The 20,788-nt window shown below is 45.6% G+C and carries 8 protein-coding genes; 1 reads left to right on the plus strand and 7 read right to left on the minus strand.

Annotated elements, in window-relative coordinates:
- Positions 1-66: 66 nt before the first annotated feature.
- The 7 genes from IC230_RS03645 to IC230_RS03675 form a co-directional block, all read right to left on the minus strand.
- On the minus strand, positions 67-741 hold the full coding sequence (locus IC230_RS03645; RefSeq protein WP_191037593.1) for a hypothetical protein: 675 nt from the start codon (positions 739-741) through the stop codon (positions 67-69).
- Between the two features lie 96 nt (positions 742-837).
- Positions 838-2,193: a vanadium-dependent haloperoxidase gene (locus IC230_RS03650; protein ID WP_191037594.1), complete on the minus strand. Its 1,356-nt coding sequence runs from the start codon at positions 2,191-2,193 to the stop codon at positions 838-840.
- A gap of 101 nt (positions 2,194-2,294) precedes the next feature.
- The gene (locus IC230_RS03655) at positions 2,295-5,684 is read right to left on the minus strand and encodes a VCBS repeat-containing protein (protein ID WP_191037595.1); all 3,390 of its coding nucleotides are present in this window, start codon (positions 5,682-5,684) and stop codon (positions 2,295-2,297) included.
- Complete coding sequence (locus IC230_RS03660) at positions 5,681-9,064, minus strand: VCBS repeat-containing protein (RefSeq protein ID WP_191037596.1); 3,384 nt, start codon at positions 9,062-9,064, stop codon at positions 5,681-5,683. The genes IC230_RS03655 and IC230_RS03660 overlap by 4 nt, the downstream gene beginning before the upstream one ends.
- 59 nt (positions 9,065-9,123) lie before the next feature.
- Entirely contained in the window at positions 9,124-12,354 is a 3,231-nt protein-coding gene (locus tag IC230_RS03665; protein ID WP_223860247.1) for a VCBS repeat-containing protein, read from the minus strand.
- Positions 12,355-12,487: 133 nt separating this feature from the next.
- Positions 12,488-14,059 carry a RagB/SusD family nutrient uptake outer membrane protein gene (locus tag IC230_RS03670; protein WP_191037597.1) on the minus strand — a complete coding sequence of 524 codons (1,572 nt, stop codon included), beginning with the start codon at positions 14,057-14,059 and terminating at the stop codon, positions 12,488-12,490.
- 108 nt (positions 14,060-14,167) lie between these two features.
- Positions 14,168-17,263, minus strand: coding sequence for a SusC/RagA family TonB-linked outer membrane protein (locus tag IC230_RS03675; RefSeq protein WP_191037598.1), 3,096 nt, complete (start codon positions 17,261-17,263; stop codon positions 14,168-14,170).
- 511 nt (positions 17,264-17,774) lie between these two features.
- On the opposite strand from IC230_RS03675, the gene IC230_RS03680 reads away from it, so the two are divergent.
- Entirely contained in the window at positions 17,775-20,774 is a 3,000-nt protein-coding gene (locus IC230_RS03680; RefSeq protein ID WP_191037599.1) for an FAD-binding and (Fe-S)-binding domain-containing protein, read from the plus strand.
- Positions 20,775-20,788 lie beyond the last annotated feature (14 nt).

Here is a 20,788-nt window from a genome sequence, read left to right on the forward strand (position 1 = left end):
GAGTAGTACAACCCTGAAACAGAGTTTAAGTTATTCACCTATGCACCTCATCTTCTTAAAAGTTAGCTAACGCCCGTGTCGATGCGGTCGTCCTACGCGGATAGGACGTCCACGCCCACGGGCAACTCCTCCCAATAGACCTCCAGAATCGGTTCGCATCAGACCAAAGCGTAGATAAATTCCGTAGAATGTTTTAGACGCGTCGGTCGTTTCGCTGCTGAAATCGTAATAACCTGTCGTTAACCCAATACCGACACGAGGAGCAATCTGGGCCAGGATACTGTACGTTAATTCCAGCATCAGACTTCCCTGTTTATCAAATACTCTTCCGGCTCCGATAGTCATTTCGTTCGAAAAAATACCATAGTTCGCTACGTCCATTGTTACTCTTCCTTCCAAAAATAAGCTGGTATCAGGACGTAGCGAATTCCGGCCAAAGGCAATACCTAAGTCGATCACATTGAATGACTTACCAATCTCAATACTCTGGGCAATACGATCTCTGGGATTTCCGGCACCGGTGTATACTGAAAAAGGGGTTGTCCGAACATAAATAGGGGCCGCCTTAAAGTTAAAAATAGATCGGGTCGAATCTTCTGAGGAGCGACTGATCAAATAATACGACTGCTGGGCTTTATCGGGCTGCTTATTTGTGGTGTCAGTTTTTGCCGATTGAGCCCGAAGAGTTAGGCTGGAAACAATGAGTAGAGCCAGCAATGGCAATTTTAAACAATTTATCATGGTTGGAAAAGATCAGGAGTAGCGTTAACGACTGCCAGTTAGTCAAAAAAAATCCTCACTTTTCAGAAGTGAGGATTTTTAATTAGCTTTTAACCCTTATCGATTAGCTACAATAGCTTTACGGGTATGGATTTTCTCAATAACCCACTTACCCACTTTTTCACCTTCTATCTGGCCATTAACCAACGCTGAGCGGTAGTGAATTCCACCGTACATCCGACTAATCGAGGCTTCGTCAGCGGCCTGGCGAATTGACGTAAACGACCGGACACCGTGACCATATTTAAACTCAGTCGAATCAGTAAAGGCGACATTTTCGCCAAGTAGTTCGGTTAGTACTGTGGCAGCGGCCGTTGAAATAACGCTATGCCCGCTGGGGTATTCGGGGAAGGGAGGTGTTTGCAGAAACGGTGTCCACTTGGGATCAATGTATTTATTAATAACCGTTTCGGGCCGAATTGTTTTACTACGGTATTTTTCATCCCAGCATGAAATGAATCCATCACTTAATGCAAACGAAGCGAGAGCGTAGGCTTCAACCGTGTGCATCATGTCCAGCTTTTTCTTCTTTGTGATGGTTTGTATGATAGCCAGCCAATGTCCGGCGGGGGTCATTTTTTTGCTGGCATACATAACGTGTCCTGCTACGTTCATAACAAACGAATTATCGTCCCAGAAATAAGCTATATCCTGTTTTTGCTTATCAAGATTTTTACCCGTCTGATAAACTTCGTCAAGCTCCTTTTCGTAGGGGCTTCCTTTCGTCAGATTATACGGTAGTGGGCGAGGAGGCCTAAACTGATTGCACGTATCCATTGCCCAGCAGCGTATTTTATTCCATTGGGGTTCTGCAGCATCCATGTAGGCGGGTGGGGTGGGGACCCAGGTCCCTTCTTCGTTCGTGACTGTATGCTTGAATCCCCGCGTTTGTTTATAATTGTCCTTGGCGCCATAATCTAATACGTGTTTAGCAATAGACTCCCCGTAGGCCATCGATCGCTCGTAAACCTCATCGGGAACGCCGTCTTTCTTATACTGTTCGTAAAATGGCTTTTCAAACTGATCATAGAAATCGACCGAGAAAGTCAATGCCCGGGCAACTGTCAGAAAAGCACGCGTGCTGGCTAGTGGAAAGCAGTATTCTTTACCGGGTTCAGGCTTAGGACTAGCCTGAAAGCGCTTTAGCTTACCCCCCAGCGATTCATACTGTGCATCGAAGGGAGCAAGCGCTTCATAACCCGCCAGATTTGCGTACGAGTAAATGCGGCTAGCTACGGGCGGAGAGAAAATATCGTGAATGATAACCTCCGTTAGTTTATTTAAGGCTGCATTGTAATATTCAGGATTAGCAGCTTTAGCATTATACTCGGCAGGCGAAGCGGGCTTCCGACAACCGGCTATTCCAACCAGCAACAAAGCCAGTAAATAGCCAAAGCGAAGCGAAGATTTCATAGAATAAATGGACAAGTTAGACGGGTAAAACCATACTTTGGTGATTTACCACTTACAAAATTAACGGAAAATTTGGGACGAAATTAGGTATCCATGTATGCTCACTTCAGACGTAATGGTTTGAAGATTTGTACACTGGCTCCATTTCGAGCCACCAGAATCAGTGGTCCCTGCGACGTTTTTATTGAACGAATGTCCCGAATTTCCCCATTCAACAAAAATCCGGCATCCAGAGCCGATAAGGCAGTAAACTTACTTTTCCCGTCGTTACGTAGTACTAAACCAAAGCTGGCATCATAACGTCCCTGGTACGTACTGACGCCATAGAAATTGCCCCCGCCCAGTACGTCCAGATCGCCGTCGTGGTCAATGTCGATGGCCTGTAACGCAAAAAGTTTGGAGACTTGGGCCATCATTGGCAGTTCATGTACCACAAAGCGGCCCCCTTGGTTTTCCAGATAAACCGACGCAAACTGATTAACGGTAAGTTCGTCCGCTCCTTTTAGCTCATCGTCTTTTACTACGTCGGGCAGCATTTTTCCAGCAAACGACCCATAATTGGTAAATCGTTTATTGATCACACCGGGCATCTGCTTACCCAACTCATCTTTCATGGCCAGCGGATACCACTCCTTACTTCGGTTGTAGGCGATGATCTGCTCCGTTGTTTGATTATTGTCAATGTCTTTTACCCACATACGCAATTGCGAATCGGGCGTTTTTCGAAGTTTGGTGTTTGTACCCAGATTACCGGCCATCAGGTCAATATCGCCGTCCCGATCGAAATCGGCAGCAATGATACGTTGGTAAAAACCGTTTAATGGTGTTTCGTCTGTAGTAATGGTCTTCACTTCGTCAAATTTACCGTTGTCGTTAGCAAAGACACGTATTGGCATCCAGTCGCCCGCCAGAATTAAGTCAGCGTCTTTATCGCCATCGTAGTCGGCCCAAACGGCGTCGGTGATCATTCCGGCGTTACGTAGACCAGCGGATCGTTGCTCCGTCTGATCAGAGAAATGCCCTTTCCCATCGTTAATCAATAAATACGAATTCGGTGATTTTCCGTAAGCCATGCCAACGACTCGTCCACCAACGAATAAATCAAGATCGCCATCGTGGTCTATGTCATAGGGACGAACGCAGCTTTTGTTATCATACATTGGGGGCAAGTCGTTGGCCGAACGGCTGAAATTTCCTTTTCCGTCGTTCAGATATAGCCGGTCAAACTGCTCTGGCATTTTATTATAGAACTCATTTCCCCCCGACACTACGTATAAGTCTAAATCGTTGTCGCCATCCGCATCGAAAAAAGCGGCATCCACATCTTCATACGTAGAATCGTTAGCAAAAGCAGATTGGGGCGTATTTTTGAACGTCCCGTTACGTTGTTGAATCAATAAGCTACCTGCCTGCCATTTGGCTCCTCCGGCATACAAATCTTCGAGGCCATCGTCATTTACATCGCCAACAGCCAGATGAGGACCTTCGGTTGAGATCTTAAAGGGCATCAGTGACTCGCGGACAAAGTCGAAGTAGTCTATATTCTCGCGGTGCTGATAGGGTATTGAATCAAGCTTCGCTACGTCTGCCAAGAGAGGTTTCTCAATCGAAGCCGTATACTGATAGTTCGTAGCATCAAGGTGGGCATCGGCTTGCTGAAGCGTTATGGTTTGATTCGCTTTTACGTTTCGACGCACTTCCATACGTTGGTTTGGCCAAATCACGACCAGCGAATCGATAACAGAATGCTGGCCTAGTCCGAATACTAACTCTGGCGCACTGGCCGATTCAAATCCCCGCGTCGGCATCAATTGCTGCATCTGGAGTGAATCACTATGTCTTGGTTGGTTAGCCACCAATCCAGTATATTTCAAAATCACTTTTGCTCCTATCCCGAATGTATTGGCGTCGTTACCTTTGAGCTTAATCGTTAGGTGCTGCCGATTGGGAAATAACGTAGTGGCCTCGTTTCGATACAGCCCTGCCGGGTCGTTAACATTGTTCGTGATCAGATCCAGATCGCCGTCGTTATCTAGATCAGCGTATGAGGCTCCACAGGACAGCGTTGGGGTTGTAAAGCCCCAGGTTTCTGACTTATCCTCGAACTGAAGGCTTGTTGTTCCCCGGTACAAATAATTATGAACTTTGCCTTCGGGCATTAGCTGAATCGCCTTTTCATCGAGCTTTGAGGAAGCGCCTAATGCACTCTGTAGCGAACCATCCGAGATGTATTTAACATAATCTAAATCATTGGGTCGACGGGCGATTCCATTCGCTACGAACAGATCTTTTATCCCATCGTTATCGTAATCAGCCAGCAGGGGCGACCAACTCCAGTCGGTTGCCGCTACGCCCGCCATCACGCCAATGTCTATAAATTTCTTACCTGACAAACTAAGTTGCAGACAGTTACGGCTATATTGATTCATGTAGCCGTAGGAAAGTTTATACCGATAAATATCCAGCGGATCTTCTCCTTGCGATGCCTTCTCAACAGCTTCATCAGCCGGATACATATCGAGCGTCATCACGTCCGGATAGCCGTCGTTGTTCACATCGGCGATATCGTTCCCCATGGAAAAGCGGCTGGTATGCGCAAAAGCCTGCCTAACACTTTCTGTAAAACCACCTTTGTGATTATTGACGTAGTAGTAATCATCTTCGTGGAAATCATTCGAGACGTACAGGTCTTCCCAGCCATCGTTATTGAGGTCAGCAACAGCAATGCCCAGTCCATAACCCATGGCGGCTCCGAAGATTCCTGCCTGCTCACTAACGTCCGTAAAATGCAAATTACCGCCCCGTTTCCCGTCATTGCGAAATAAGTAATCACCTGATTCTCTGTTTCGCGTATTACGGGTCGACACATTGTCGAAACTTCGAGACGTATGAACGGCATGATTTAGTAAAAAGCAGTCCAAATCGCCGTCATGGTCATAGTCAAAAAAAGCTGCCTGAGTCGAAAAACCGGCAAAGGCTAATCCAAACTCAGCCGCTCGTTCGGTAAAGCTTGGCGTACCATCTGGGCCCGGCCCGTTGTTTATGTATAACTCATTCGCGCCTTTCAGACCTTTGAATTGACTAACAGCACATACGTAAATATCCAGCAAGCCATCGCCATTGACGTCGGCCATCGTTACGCCGGTTTGCCAGTCGGAACGGCCTACTGTTCCCGATTTACCCGTTACGTCGGTAAATGTGAATTTGCCTTTATTGAGATATAACTTATTGGGTCCCTGATTCGAGACAAAATACAAGTCTGTTAGGCCATCGTTGTTCAGGTCACCCGTCGCTACGCCCCCGCCATTGTAAAAATACAGGTAGTCCAGAATCGACAGACTATCCGTGTTCTGCAATCGATTTGTAAACCCTACGCCCGTTTGAGTAGAATCCAATAGCTGAAACAACGGTTTCTCCGAAGCAGTCGGACCAGATGAGCAACTCGTTAACAACGTAGCCAAACTGACCAACATCAACATAAATCGCATCATGGTTTACTGCCTTTCGAGACCGCAAAAATCTGTGCATGGTCGTTGTTTTTGGCCAGCACGATAAATTGGCTTCCATTAGCGCCCTGCACGGGTAGCATCCGTCGAACCTGCCCTCGCACAAAAAAGCCTGTTTGCTCCGGCTTTGTCCCTGTAAATCGCATTTTACCATCCCCCAGCAGCAATAATCCGTAGTTGGCATCATAGCGTCCTAACTCTGTCAATACGTCGAAGAAATTGCCCGTCAGAAGAATATCCGTTTTACCATCCCCATTATAATCTCCCGTAAGAATGGCGTGAATGGGTGACGTTTGGGCTTGAACAGGCAAGGCTGCCATGGTGAAATTGCCTTTGCCGTCATTGATCGCTATTGACGTTTCGGCGGTCTGCACTGTTTTTACCGTCATTCCCTCACGCTGCTGGGCAGAGAAAATGTCTTCAAAACTTGCTTTCGCGTAGTCAGTGTGCTTGATGTATTTCGTTTTGATAGAGGGGATACGTTTTTGTAAATCCGGCTTCTGAACCATCACGCATTCACGGGGTTGACCGTCTGTACCAGCTCTGTAACAGGTAATAATCTGTTCGTATGAGCCATTCCGGTCAAAATCATTGCCATAGAGATGAGCTGGTCCGTTGGCTGAAGCAATCATACGGCTGTTCAAGCCAAGATTACCAAGAACAAAGTCCAGATCGCCATCCTTGTCCAGATCGGCAGCGTGAATTGTATTCCACCAACCACCCGTATTGGCGAGAGCTTCAGTCTCCACTCGTTCAAAGCCTTTACCCTGCTTGTTTTTCAGAATCGTAACTGGCATCCAATCGCCTACGAGTACCAGATCGAGATAACTATCTTTATCAACATCGGCCCATACCGCATCGGTCACCATGCCAATTTCCTTCGAAAATGGCATTAGTTCTTTGGTCGCTTTCTTGAAATTACCTTTCCCATCATTGACCAGTAACAATTGGTCAGGATTTTGGCCATATTGCCCTGACACCATACGCCCCCCCACGAATAGATCCTGATCACCATCCCGGTCGAAATCAGTGGCTATCACACAGGAATTATTCACCAGACTCCGAGGTAAGGTTTTATCCCACGTAAAAACTCCTTTTCCATCATTGCGATAGAACCGGTCGGCCAGATACGTCGAATCCTCAAATTCATTACCCCCAGTAGCCACGTACAAATCCAGATCTTTATCACCGTCGGCATCGAAGAACGTGGCTGCTACGTCTTCTGTGTACATAGCATCGAGCAGAAACGGTTGTTTGTTGAGCGTGAACGTACCACTAGTCTGCTGAATATAAAGCGAGCGAGGCATGTTAGCGGCTCCCCCCAGAAACACGTCTTCCAGGCCATCACCGTTCACATCGCCAACAGCCAGTGCTGGACCTTCGCGCGAAAGCATTTGTTTAAGCAGGCCATCGCGATTGTAGTCGACAAAGTCATTTTCCTTATGTCTGTAATCTAGCTTGGCTGTTTCTGTTACGTCGGTAAACAGACGTGGGTTAGGGTTAGCCTTAGGAACAAACGTAACGGCTTTGTCGGCGTTCTTATGGTCTAACTGGAGCGTCGTGTTCGTTTTCGGCTGGCGAATTACTTGCTTTTTATCATCAGGCCAAATAACTACCAGTGAATCAGCCAATGGCTTTTTATCAGCTATATTTCCACCCAGCCCAAAGACCATCGTCAGATCCACCGATGATTGGAACCCCCGGTTTGGCATCTGCTGTAAATACTGCGTTTCCTTGCCTTGGTACACATATACTTTAGCACCGATAGCATTCGGATTCTGGCTATACCCACGGAGTTGTACACGTAGAAAGTTTGCCTGCTTTTTCTCAACTGACAGGTTTTTGAAGATCGATACAGGCGAGTCATTATTATTCACTACGAGGTCTAAATCACCGTCGTTGTCAAGATCACCATACGCTGACCCATTTGAGAAATTGGGTTCGCCTAAGCCCCACTCAGCGGCTTTGTTTTCGTATTTCATCCCATTCCCAACATTCCGAAAAGCATAATTTGGCAGTGGGCTAGACCCCATTTTATTCACATACTCTTTGTAATCAAACTTTTTAGTCCCTTCAATCATGGACTGCAAATCAGGATTATCCGCCAAATAAGCAACATAGTCCTGATCGGTCAGGTCTTTCAGAATTCCATTGGCCACAAACACGTCTTTCTTACCATCCATGTCCATATCGAACAATAGAGCGCCCCAACTCCAGTCGGTAGCACTGGTACCGGACATCCGGCCAATTTCCGAAAACGTGCCATTGCCATTGTTGAGGTGCAGCATATTCCGGGAATCCTGGTAATGAAAATCGCGTGATTCTTTGAGTTGTCCAAGCTCATAACTCTCGAAAGACGTAGTGGTCTTGAGCCGGTAATCATCATCCGGCATCATGTCGGTCACGAAAATATCGAGATTACCATCGTTGTTGACATCAGCAATATCGGCCCCCATCGACGCCAGACTGATATGCCCCATCTGGTTCTCAATGTCTTCTTTAAACGTACCGTTCTTCTGATTGATGTAGAGGTAATCGCGCTCGTAGAAATCGTTGGAAATGTAGATATCAAGCCAGTTATCGTTATTAACATCGCCAATAGTAATACCCAGACCAAATCCAATCAGGCTGCCATAAATACCTGCCTTAGCACTGACATCTGTAAATTTCTTTCCAGGGCCTTCGTTACGAAAGAGTTTATCTCCTCCCAGTTTGTCACGGGTTTCGCGCACGTTGGCGTAGGCTAAGCGATCCATCGGCGTAAAGCTGTTATTCAGCAAATACATATCCAGATCGCCATCCCGATCATAATCAAAAAAAGCTGCGTGCGTCGAAAAGCCGCCGTCGTCTAAACCGTATTCCTTCGCTTTTTCTATGAACGTTGGCACGCCGGGGCCGCTGCCTTGTTTTTGTACACCCTGGTTGATATAGAGTTGATTTCCCCGCGCATCGCGACTTCCTGAATTACAGACATAAATATCCATCAACCCATCGCCGTTGACATCGGCAAAGGTTACGCCCGTTGACCAGAATTTTTTGCTAAGGATACCCGCCTTCTGCGTTACGTCGTCAAACTTCATTCCGCCCTTATTCAGGTACAGCTTGTTGTTTTCGAAGTTGGATGTTAGAAATAAGTCGGGCAGGCCATCATTGTTAATATCACCGATTGCTACGCCCCCGCCGTTATAAAAATTTCGATAATTGAAAATATTAAAATCCTTCCGATCGAGACTTCGGTTTACGAAATCCACACCTGTTTCAGACGCGGGTAAATTGTCAAACAGTGTATCGGTATTAGTATGATCATTCTTACACGACCATAATCCCCACAAGCCAAGGGCTAACAGGCCAAGTTTTTTATACATTTTACTAAATCAAGCTACGTTATATTGTCACGTTTGTGACGAATTATTGAATCATTTGGCTACCGTTTTGCCCCCTGCTGCTTAAACGTTAATGCATTCTGTCCACTAATACCAATTGCTACGTAAGCACCAACCTTTTTGACATCACGGACATCACCCCGCACGTATAGGCCTGTTTTTGACGATGAGATTTCGTCAAATTGCCATTTTCCTTTATTGCTCAAAACAAGGCCATGATTTGCATCGACTTTACCGATGCGAAGACGCATTCGGGAATTATTTCCCATCAGAAGCAAATCGGTTGTGCCATTGTGGTCAAAATCGTCCGCCAGGATACCAAATACAGGCGCGTATTGAGCAGCCAGCGGTAAACTGCGCGGCACAAAGTCACCGTCTTTATTTTCTAAAACAAGTGTTTGCAGTTCAGTAATCTGTTTGGTTTTAGCCTGGCGAAGTTGCTGTTCATCGAAGCAGTTTTCAATGGTTGCATTGGCGTATGCCTTATACGTTGTAAAGCGCTTTCGCAATGAAGGTACCTGCTCACAGATTTCGTCACGGGAATAGGCTGGATAAGTCTTACCCTGAACGACGTAACTCATGAAAAAATCAAGCGTTCCATTCTGATCGAAATCATCATAGGTGAGCGTAGCAGGTTGCTCTTCATTGGCTCTGATCTGGGTATTTAACCCTAAATTCCCTACGACTAAATCTTCGTCTCCATCACCATCCAGATCGGCTTTTTCAACTCGGTTCCACCAGCCAGCCAGGTTTTCATAAGCCTTTATATTCGTAGATGACAGTTTTCCTTCGTGGTTCAACAACACCGTAACTGGCATCCATTCACCTACGATGACGACATCCTGCCAACCGTCCTTATCAATATCCAGCACGGCTGCGTCTGAGACCATACCCAGCTGCCCCAAAGGCTGTTTTGTAAAATTAGCCTTACCATCATTGATTAATACAAAGCTTTCATCAGCTGCCGGGAATCTGAGCGAGCGAATCGACCCGCCCACAAACAAGTCCAGATCACCGTCGCGGTCGATATCTATCGTTTTTACGCAGCTTCCGTTTTCTGTTTCATTGGGCAATGACTTGGGCGCAAATATTCCTTTGTTATTGAGCCAGAGTTGATCCTGCCGTTTCTCATCTTCCCGAATGCTGTAGCCGCCGTTTACTACGTATAAATCAGGTTGCTTGTCTCCGTTAAAATCGGCTAAAACAGCATCCATACTTACTTTTCCAGCTAAATCGGATATAGTCTTTGCCTCAAAAGGTCCAGTAGGCATCTGATAAAAAAGCTGACCCGGTTGTCGTGTGTTTCCACAGATAAACAGATCAGAAAGACCATCACCATTTATGTCGCCGACAGCCATCCGAGGCCCGGCAACCGAGTACTGCATTGGCAGCAGAATCTGGCCGTCGAAGTTACTCGTTGAATCCACTTTATGGGTATAATCAATTTCGCTGACTGGCTCAAAAAGCAGTTTATCAACGGTTACAGCTTTGGGTGCGTTGCCCACACGAGCTTGACGATAATCGAGCAGAAGACGCTGGTTGGGTTGAACATTATTCAACATCTGCGTTTTACCATCTGGCCAGCGTACGGTGACCCGAATCGCTTTTGACTCATTCCCTAGGCCAAACAGCAAATCTCCATGACTACATGATTCAAACCCACGGGTTGGGAAGTATTCCTGTACCTGCTTCAGACTATCGGTCTCTACCGTCACTTTCGCTCCAACACCGAACATATTGGCTGTCGGTCCTTTTAGCTGAATAGCTAGATAGTCTGTTGACGTAGTCTCTTGCTGTTTATTTCGATAGATTCGTGCAGGTTCGTTTAAGTTATTTGTAATGATTTCCAAATCACCATCGTTGTCTAAGTCAGCATAAGCGCAGCCATTCGATATGGTTGGTTCATCAAAGCCCCAGGCGGCTTGCTTATTGGTGAACGTTAGATTATGGTTATTACGAAAAATATAATTTTTCGTTGGTGTTGATGGCATTTGCCGTATTTGATCTAATACCGGCAAACTGGTGGCTTCATCAGAAAATTTAATGAAATCATTGTCCGTAAAATCATGCGGAATACCGTTACTGACAAAAATATCTTTGTAGCCGTCCAGGTCAAAATCAGCTAACACTACCCCCCAGCTCCAATCTGTTCCAGACACACCCGATAATTGGCCAATTTCCGTAAACTGGCCATTCGGTTGCTGAATCTGAAGCATATTACGCATGTTCTGGTGCCAAAAGCCGTTTTTTAGCTGTGCCTGATATACATTCCAGTTGTCGGGCCAGGGCAATAATTTCTGCCGGGCGTTGCTTTCTGGCAACATATCAAGCGTCATAATATCGGGTCGGTCGTCATTATTTAAATCAGCGACATCGGCTCCCATTGCGGAATACGACGTATGCTCGACACGGTTACGTAGTTCATCCCGAAACGTCCCATTCCGCTGATTCATGTAGCAATAATCATCTTCGACAAAATCATTCGTTACGTACACATCCGGGTAACCATCATTGTTCAGGTCTGACACCGAAACACCCAAGCCAAACCCCATTGGATTCCCTTTAATACCTGCCTGTTCGGAGACGTCAGTAAATCGAATTGTTGAGCTGGAGTCAGGAGTTCGATTGTTTCGAAACAGTTTGTCACCCGCGTTATAGTCGCGTTCGTTTCGCACAATTGCGGCTTCTTTGCGCTGGTAATTTTTAAGGTTATGGTTGATTAGAAAACAATCAAGGTCACCATCTAAATCATAATCGAAGAAATTTGCCTGTACCGAATACCCCGCGTCATCAAGCCCGTATTCAGCTGCCCGATCTGTAAACGTGAGGTTATGGTTGTTGATAAACAACTGATTTCGACGTAATGGATCAGATCTTAATCCAGAATAGCATACGTAAATATCAAGCCAGCCATCGGCATTCACATCAGCTAACGTAACGCCCGTTTTCCAGCCACCACTCCGGCCCGACACACCAGCCTTTACGGTTATATCGTCAAAAGTAAAATTGCCTTTATTGATAAATAATTTATTATCGACCTGATTTCCAGTAAAATATAAATCGACACGACCATCATTATTTAAGTCACCAGCCGCGACTCCTGCGCCATTGTAGAAATATTCAAACGCCAGTACATTCTCTTGCTCTGTTTCGTGTAACTGGTTAACAAACGTAACACCTGTAGCTTTTGAATCCGTTTTTTCAAAGAGCGTATCTGTTTTGGTACAGGCAGTCAATGCCAGCAGACTACTTAAAATAAACCACGTTTTCATTAGTATTATCAACGAAAAACAATCACTACAAGTGCTGATTCTAAGTAGGATTACGTATTTTTAATAACTTCTTTAAAAACAAACAGCAGTCCAATCTGGGCTGCTGTTTGTTTTTAAAGAAGTCTACAAGAATTTAGTAGCCAGCGTTCTGTTTCAGATTCGGGTTACTGTCCACACCCTGTTGTGGGATGGGAAACAATACAGCCGTAGCAGGCGATTTGTTCGGGCGCTGATCAACAGGATCAAGGAACGTACCAAAGCGAATCTGGTCGTTCCGACGCCAGCCTTCCCAATACAGTTCATGGCCGCGTTCGGCTAGTAATGTCGTAAGATCAACAGTTGACGCAGCCGAAACACCACGAGTTGCACGCAGATTATTTACAATCTGGGCAGCTGTTTGACCTGATGCGTCGGTACCTCCACGTAGTATTGCTTCGGCTTTCATTAGTAGGACGTCGGCATACCGCAGAAAAACGTAGTCATTAGCTGGATTGTCCACTGCACCTGGCTGAGGTAGGTATTTAATAACACGAATACCTTTGTTCTCCAGGGCATAAGCAATGTTTACGTCAGGAGTAAACTGAAGCGGTTTACCACTGCGATCCAACACTTGGGTAGCCGTTGTAGAGCCAGGTTTAACTACGTACTGTTGACCTACAAGGAAACCAGCGTTTAATCCGGTTGGTGACGTCAAGTCTGCTATCGTACCACCCCGTCGTTCATCTTTAGCATCAAAGCTATTGTAGAAATCAGCCAGAGTTGTAAAACCATTCCAGGCATTTACGTACTGATTGTAGTGGAGTGTCATGTAATAACGATTCCGTACGTTCCCAGGCTGGCTCGCAGCTGTGTTAACAATCGTAAAGATCAGTTCTTTCGACCGCGTATCATTTTCCCAGTGGAAATTGTCGAAATATTTACCCGCTGCCGTTAACGCAAACTTACCTGTGTTAATAACAGCGTTGCTAAAGTAGATAGACGAGTCCATATCTGCTTTAGCAAATGTGAACGGTCCTGCTGGGCTTCCTGGGTCTTGATTGTAAACGGCCCGGTTCAGATACATCTTCGCTAGCATAGTAGCCGCAGCTTCTTTCGTAGCTACGTTTGGAGCGCCTGCTGCTAGGTTATTATAAGCGTAACGCAAATCGCTGATAACATAATTCGATGCGTCTTTGCGGCTGAACACTTTTGGATTGGCATCAGCATCGTCTGTTACTAAGCGAAAAGGTACCTGCCCAAACATATCCACTAAGTAGAACATATAGAACGCTCGAAGAAAGCTAGCTTCTGCTTTCTGTTGCGTAGTGGCTGTTGCTACTGAGATGGTCTGAGTTGCCCGGAAAATACCACTATTTAGGTCATTCCAGGTACCAATGATCAATGGATGGGACGGATCCCAAGTATGCTGGTGCATTTTTCTCCACTGCCCAAAGTCATCCCAGTCTGTACCTCGTGTCGGACCCATCATTTCATCGGATGGGTGTTCTTCCATTGCATAGGTGTTTCCCTGGTTAGTAGCAATCGTATTTAACTGAGAATATACGCCTTGCAATGAACTAACGGGATCGAGTGGAACGGCACTTGACGATGCACTGGTTGCCGATAATTTACCATAAACGGTATCATCGAGATCAGAGCAACCGGCCATACCAAGCAGCATTGCTATGCCGAGTACACCAATTATCTGGTATTTTGAGAAATTCATTTGAATAAAGATGTTAAGTGAACCACTAAATTGTTGTTTACATTTTGCCTTTAGCTAAATAGCTAAAATAGGTATATAGCTATACGAAATATAAACGTTCTTGGTTGCTTAGAAACCAACATTTAATCCTAGCGTGAATGTTCTTGGCGTAGGATAAGGTGTATAATCAATACCCAGCGACGGAATATTATTATACGTCTTCACCGTATTAACATCGGGATTAAGACCAGTATAGCCGGTAAGGAGCAATAGGTTTTGACCACTTACGGAAACAGAAAGCGATTTAGCAAATCCACCCTGTGGCAACTCGAACCGATAGCCAACCGACGCGTTTGTCAACCGAATGTAATCACTCTTTTCTAAGAATCGCGTTGAAACTGAGCCGGAATTTAAGCCACTTTCTGGGCTATTCAGTGCCTCGTATGTCACGTTCTTACCGCTTTTCAGAGGGGCTTTCAGGAAGAGAGCATTGTTCGTGTTATTATAGATATAACCTCCAAACTGACCATTGAAGAACAGACTGGCATTGAATTTGCCAAACGTGAAGTTGTTCGTTAAACCCAGCCGAATCTTTGGCAGTGGACTACCCTGAAAAGACGAAGCTCCGCCGTTTGCATAAGTACCTAGGCCTTCTGTATCATATCCCGTGAAGGTTGGCATGTAGAAGGTAAAAATTGGGTAACCACTAGTAATAACCTGTGCGTAAGCCCCTGATAAGCCCTGCCCACTGATTGTACCGGTCGGAACCGTCGTGCCCAAATCTTTTACCGTGTTGTTTAGGAAGGTCATGTTGTAGAGCACCTCCCATCCAAACTTCTTCTGTTGAACTGCCTGAAAATTCAATGATAGTTCAACCCCCCGGTTAATAATTTCTCCGGGTAAGTTAACCCATCTATACTGCACTGGAGCAGGTTGTGCGTAGAATACCTGGAACAGCGTATTGGTAGACGATTTGTGGAAATAATCAACCGAACCGCCTAACCGGCCCTTCAAAATAGTGAAGTCAATACCGGCACCGACTGTCGTATTTTGCTCCCATTTCAAATTGGGATTGGGGTTGTTCTGTTGCGTTGTAGAACCATCGGCGTTAATGTTAAAAATAATTTTTGAGGCACCACCCGCAAAATCCTGATTACCCGTAACACCGTAGTTAACGCGTAGTTTCAGATCGTCAAAAATATTTTTGGGGATAAATGCTTCTTCTGACAGACGCCAGGCGGCTGCTAATGAAGGGAAATATCCATATTTATTGTTTACCCCGAAACGCGACGAACCATCTACCCGCAACGTACCAGTAAGGATATATTTTTCATTGATGTTGTAGATCGCGCGGCCAAAATACGATTGTAGATCATTACGACCGTTGTCAGATCCTCCACCATACGATGTTCGGTTATTCGCATTAGCAGACCCGATTGCATCAATATAGCTAATTTGACTCTCATCGAATGGGAAATTAGCAGCAGCCAGGTAATTGCCCTGATTCTGGAAAACCTGGTATGAAAAACCAACCAATGCTTCTAAATTACCAATACCAACCTTTTTGTTGTAGTTGGCAGTATACTCGATCAGTTGAGAACTGCGGTAGCGATTCTGAATGTAGGCAAGTCCTCCAAGTTTTGTGTTAGCATCCTGAGGAATACTAACCGTAACCAGGTTTGGGATAAGGGCAAACGTGAAGCCACTATTATTCAATCGAGAATCCAGAGCTGTCCGTCGAACTGCCGTTGAATTATCAATACCAAAATTTGCTTTTACAGATAGGCCATCAAGTATCTTCCAGGTAACGCTGGCGTTGGCCAGTGTCCGGTTTGTCTGTCCCTTATCGTTATCATATGCCAGAATAGCGGCTACGTTACGGTAATCACCGCCGGGCTGATAAAAAGTACCATCTGCATTATAAACAGGGTAAGTCGGGTTAGCCTGAAGCGCAGCGCCAATTAAGCTCCCTTGCGCACCAGCATTGTCACCATTCAACACGTACGTATCCGTTACACCTGAGGTAGTAGCATTTAGATCAATAACTACTTTATCATTGAACAATTCATGCGACGCATTTACCCGACCAGTCAGACGTTTCTGACCTGAGTTTTTGATGATACCTTCCTGATCTTGGTAACCTAGCGAAAAAAAGTAACGTGTATTTTCATTACCCCCTCCAAAACCGAGGTTATACGTCTGTGTAATGCCTGTTCGTAGGATTTGATCCTGCCAGTTTGTATTAGCTCCTTTATTCACTACGCTTGCATCACCACCCGCAGCGGTAACACCAGTCAAAAAATCTGATGCAGTCAATAAGTTATACCGCTTTAAAGGGGTTGCCACACTACCTGATGCCGAAAAAGTCAAACTTTGCTGACCTGCTTTACCTTTACGAGTCGTAATCAAAACAACGCCGTTAGCACCGCGCGAGCCATAAATAGCAGCTGCCGATGCGTCCTTCAATACGGAGATGTTTTCAATATCAGCCGGGTTTAAAAAAGAAAGCGGGTTACGAGCTGACGTAGTACCACCCCCAAAATCAGGGTTGCCATCACTGGTACTACCTCCATCAAGAGGAACACCGTCAATAACAAATAAAGGATTGTTACCACCACGCAATGAAGATGTACCCCGAATCTGCACGTTGATACCAGCACCCGGCTCTCCGCTCGACGGTGTAATCTGAACGCCCGCTACACGCCCTTGCAACATTTGCTCCGGCGACGAGATGACCCCTTTGTTGAAGTCTTTAGTTCCTAAAGACGATACAGATCCAGTAGCATCTTTTACTCGCTGCGTGCCATAACCAACGACTACTACTTCCTGTAAAGCTTTGGTGTCGTCGACTAACTGTACATCTACCGTTGCGCGATTACCCACTGGTACTTCCTGCGTTGCATAGCCAATAAAACTCATTACCAGCGTAGCGCCATCAGGTACATTAGCTATTGTATACGCACCGTTAGCATCCGTATTCGTCCCACGTTGTGTACCTTTAACCTGAACACTTACTCCTGGTAAGCCAAAACCCGTTGGGTCAGTTACTTTCCCCGTCACGGTACGTCCTTGCGCCCATGCTACTGAATTGCCCAGTAGCAGTACCATAGCCAGTATAGACAGAAAGCTAACTAGTGCTTTCCGTCCGAGTGGCTGAGGTTGGATAACTCCAACCTGACCTACGAAACCATTGAAGCGGTTCATTTTGTAGGATTTGTCCATCATAGGTTTACAGTAAAAATTAAACATTTAGTTGTTTTACGGTTAAAGTTTATAATCTATGCCTTCCATAAACTGTATTTTTTAAACTATGTTTTCTCTCAGTTAAATCCTAATTTAGGGTAACCAGAAAACGGTATAATCCTAAATTGTATCAACATGGAGAGAATTTATAGAATGTAAACTTGAACCATTCGGCGAATTACATCATGTTACAATCAAAATACAAATGCTGACAGGTTAAAAATCGGTTATTTACTATCAATATCGTATCATAATATTTCTTAAATAAATACTACCTATTTGTATTATATTAAGTCATAAACAGAGTACTATACCTTGTTATTAATTAATTATCAATTTATTAACTTATAGATATTTATCAGCAAAATGTAACTTTTCCATCAAATGAGTTATTTCATTTTTTACTGTACTAATCTAAAAAAATGTGGTAATTACATCTAATTTTGCTAACTATTTTACAGGCTGAAGATCCATGAACGGCCTATAGGTTTGTATGCGCGCAGAATCTCTTAAAAACTTAGCTAGTCAGTTAACGGGTGACCTTTTCAACGATAGTACGTATCGAACCTTATATGCAACGGATGCGTCGGCATATCGTGAGATGCCAGCTGCCGTTGCTATTCCAAAAACAATTGATGATTTAAAAACGCTGATCGCCTTTGCCAGACAACATAAAACATCTCTGATTCCTCGTACCGCCGGGACCTCTTTAGCCGGTCAGGTGGTAGGCAGCGGCATTGTCGTAGACGTTTCCAAACATTTTACAAAGATTCTGGAGGTCAATCAGGAAGAACGTTGGGTCCGTGTGCAACCAGGCGTTGTACGCGATGAATTGAACCAGCATCTGAAGCCTTACGGTCTCTATTTTGGTCCTGAGACCTCTACGGCCAATCGGGCTATGATCGGCGGGATGGTTGGGAATAACTCCTGCGGCTCCAACTCCGTTGTGTATCGAGCGACGCGTGAACATACGCTCTCCGTAAAAGCGCTTCTGGCAGACGGCTCAGAGGTTGAATTTGGCTCTATGAGCGGTTGGAACTTCACGAAATCAGTTAGCGAAGCCAGCCGAAAAAACGGTTCTGCCACGTTAGCCGATAAGATTCTCCTTAAGACAAATGCCATTCTGTCTAACTCAGCAAATCAGGAAGAAATCCGGCGGAATTTTCCAAAAAAAACCATTGAGCGACGTAACACGGGCTATGCGTTAGATGCACTGCTTGATATGGAACCGTTTACAGCAGATGGAGAGCCTTTCAACCTATCAAAGTTCATCGCCGGTTCAGAAGGTACGCTTTGCTTTCTGACCGAGATAAAGTTAAACCTAGTGCCTTTGCCTCCCAAAGAGAGCGGGTTAATCTGCGTCCATTGCCATTCCATTGACGAAGCGCTTCGTGCTACGCTGGTGGCGTTAACTTACAAGCCCTATGCCGTCGAATTAATTGACGATATTATTCTCGAGCGGGCAGATTCGAATCCAGAACAGAAGAAAAATAGTTTTTTCGTCCAAAAAACACCAACCGACCATTTTCCAATTATTCTGGTTGTCGATCTTTCACGCGATACACGAGCCGAAATTGAGCAACTCTCATCAGCGATGATTGGTGACATGCAACAAGCGGCTCTTGGATATCATTACCCGCTGCTTTTTGGAGAAGATACGAAGAAGATATGGACGTTACGTAAGGCTGGGCTGGGCTTATTGGGCAACCTGCCCGGCGACGAAAAAGCTGTGGCTGTCATTGAAGATACAGCTGTTGATGTAGCTGATCTGCCTGCTTATATCCGTGATTTTAATGAGATTTTGGCGAAACACCACATGCACTCGGTGCATTACGCGCACGCAGGCTCGGGTGAGTTGCATTTACGGCCAATCATCAATCTAAAAACTGAAGAAGGCCATCGACAGTACCGTTTAATTGCCGAAGAAATTGCTACGCTAGTTAAGAAATACGACGGTTCGTTGTCAGGAGAACACGGTGACGGACGACTCCGGGGGGAATTTATTCCGCAAATGGTAGGACCGCATAATTATGAGCTGATGCGGGAAATTAAGCATACGTGGGATCCGGATGGTATTTTCAATCCGGGTAAGATTGTGGAAACGCCCCCGATGGATACGTTCCTGCGGTATGAAGCGGGTCAGCAAACGCCTAATTTCCAGACGTATTTCCGATACAAAGATCAAACTGTTTTGCAACATGCCGAGCAATGTAACGGCTCAGGCGATTGCCGTAAAACAGAAGCATCAGGCGGAACCATGTGCCCAAGCTACATGGCCACACGTAACGAGAAGGACACCACACGGGCGCGAGCTAATATTTTGCGCGAGATGCTAACGCGTTCGCCAAAAGAAAACCGCTTCGACCACCAGGAAATAAAAGATGTATATGACCTGTGTTTATCCTGCAAAGCCTGCAAAAGTGAATGTCCGTCAAACGTTGATGTAGCTAAGCTAAAAGCGGAGTTCCTGCAACATTATTACGATACAAACGGCGTACCGGTTCGATCCTGGTTGATTGCCAATTTTGCCCGACTGTCGAGCCTAGCATCGCTTGTCCCCTGGGCCTGGAACGGCGTATTGGGAACGCCCGCACTTCGGCGTATTGCTAACCGTATGGTCGGTTTCCACCCCGATCGGACAATGCCATTGATGGAAAAAACGACGCTACGTCGTTGGGCTTCAAGCAGAGGGCAAAGGGCAGAGGGTAAAGAGAATAAGATAGATGACAGTTCAATGCGCTCTATGCCCCATGCCCAAAACCCCATGCGCTTTTATCTCTTCTGCGATGAATTCACGAATTTTAATGATGTCGAAGTAGGCCAAAAAGCCATTCAATTATTTGAGCGTTTGGGCTACGAAGTGATTATTCCCGAACAGGGCGAAAGCGGGCGGGCAGCGCTTTCGAAAGGGATGTTGAAGTACGCTAAAACCTTAGCGGAACGTAACGTTAAGTTATTGAAAGGCGTAGTGACTGCCGAAACGCCCTTGGTTGGTCTGGAGCCATCGGCCATCCTGACCTTCCGCGATGAATATCCTGATTTGGTTGATGAGTCACTCGTAGCCGATGCCAAACGTATCGCCGAAAATACGTTGACGTTCGAAGAATTTATCGCCCGTGAGTTAGACGCCGGGCGTATTCGACCCGATCAGTTTACAACTGAAACCAAGCTTATTAAACTTCATAGCCACTGCCAGCAGAAAGCTATATCATCGCAGGTGCCGGGCAAAAAAGCGCTATCGTTACCAAAAAATTATTCAGTACAGTTAATTCCGTCGGGCTGTTGCGGTATGGCGGGGTCATTCGGTTACGAGTCCGAACATTACGACGTATCGATGAAGGTTGGTGAATTGGTATTGTTCCCAACCGTTCGTCAACAGCCTGACGATGTGATCATTGCTGCGCCCGGAACGTCCTGTCGACATCAGATCAAAGACGGTACGGCACGTAAAGCCAGACACCCCGCCGAAATTTTATTTGACGCATTAGCGTAGCGTGGTGAGGTTAT

The organism is Spirosoma validum, assembly GCF_014699035.1.
Classification (GTDB): Bacteria; Bacteroidota; Bacteroidia; order Cytophagales; family Spirosomataceae; genus Spirosoma; species Spirosoma validum.

Bases quoted from the DNA above. Each gene is read 5' to 3' on its own strand.
- IC230_RS03645 (WP_191037593.1), bottom strand. From the start codon at position 741: ATGATAAATTGTTTAAAATTGCCATTGCTGGCTCTACTCATTGTTTCC.
- IC230_RS03650 (WP_191037594.1), bottom strand. From the start codon at position 2,193: ATGAAATCTTCGCTTCGCTTTGGCTATTTACTGGCTTTGTTGCTGGTT.
- IC230_RS03655 (WP_191037595.1), bottom strand. From the start codon at position 5,684: ATGATGCGATTTATGTTGATGTTGGTCAGTTTGGCTACGTTGTTAACG.
- IC230_RS03660 (WP_191037596.1), bottom strand. From the start codon at position 9,064: ATGTATAAAAAACTTGGCCTGTTAGCCCTTGGCTTGTGGGGATTATGG.
- IC230_RS03665 (WP_223860247.1), bottom strand. From the start codon at position 12,354: ATGAAAACGTGGTTTATTTTAAGTAGTCTGCTGGCATTGACTGCCTGT.
- IC230_RS03670 (WP_191037597.1), bottom strand. From the start codon at position 14,059: ATGAATTTCTCAAAATACCAGATAATTGGTGTACTCGGCATAGCAATG.
- IC230_RS03675 (WP_191037598.1), bottom strand. From the start codon at position 17,263: ATGATGGACAAATCCTACAAAATGAACCGCTTCAATGGTTTCGTAGGT.
- IC230_RS03680 (WP_191037599.1), top strand. From the start codon at position 17,775: ATGCGCGCAGAATCTCTTAAAAACTTAGCTAGTCAGTTAACGGGTGAC.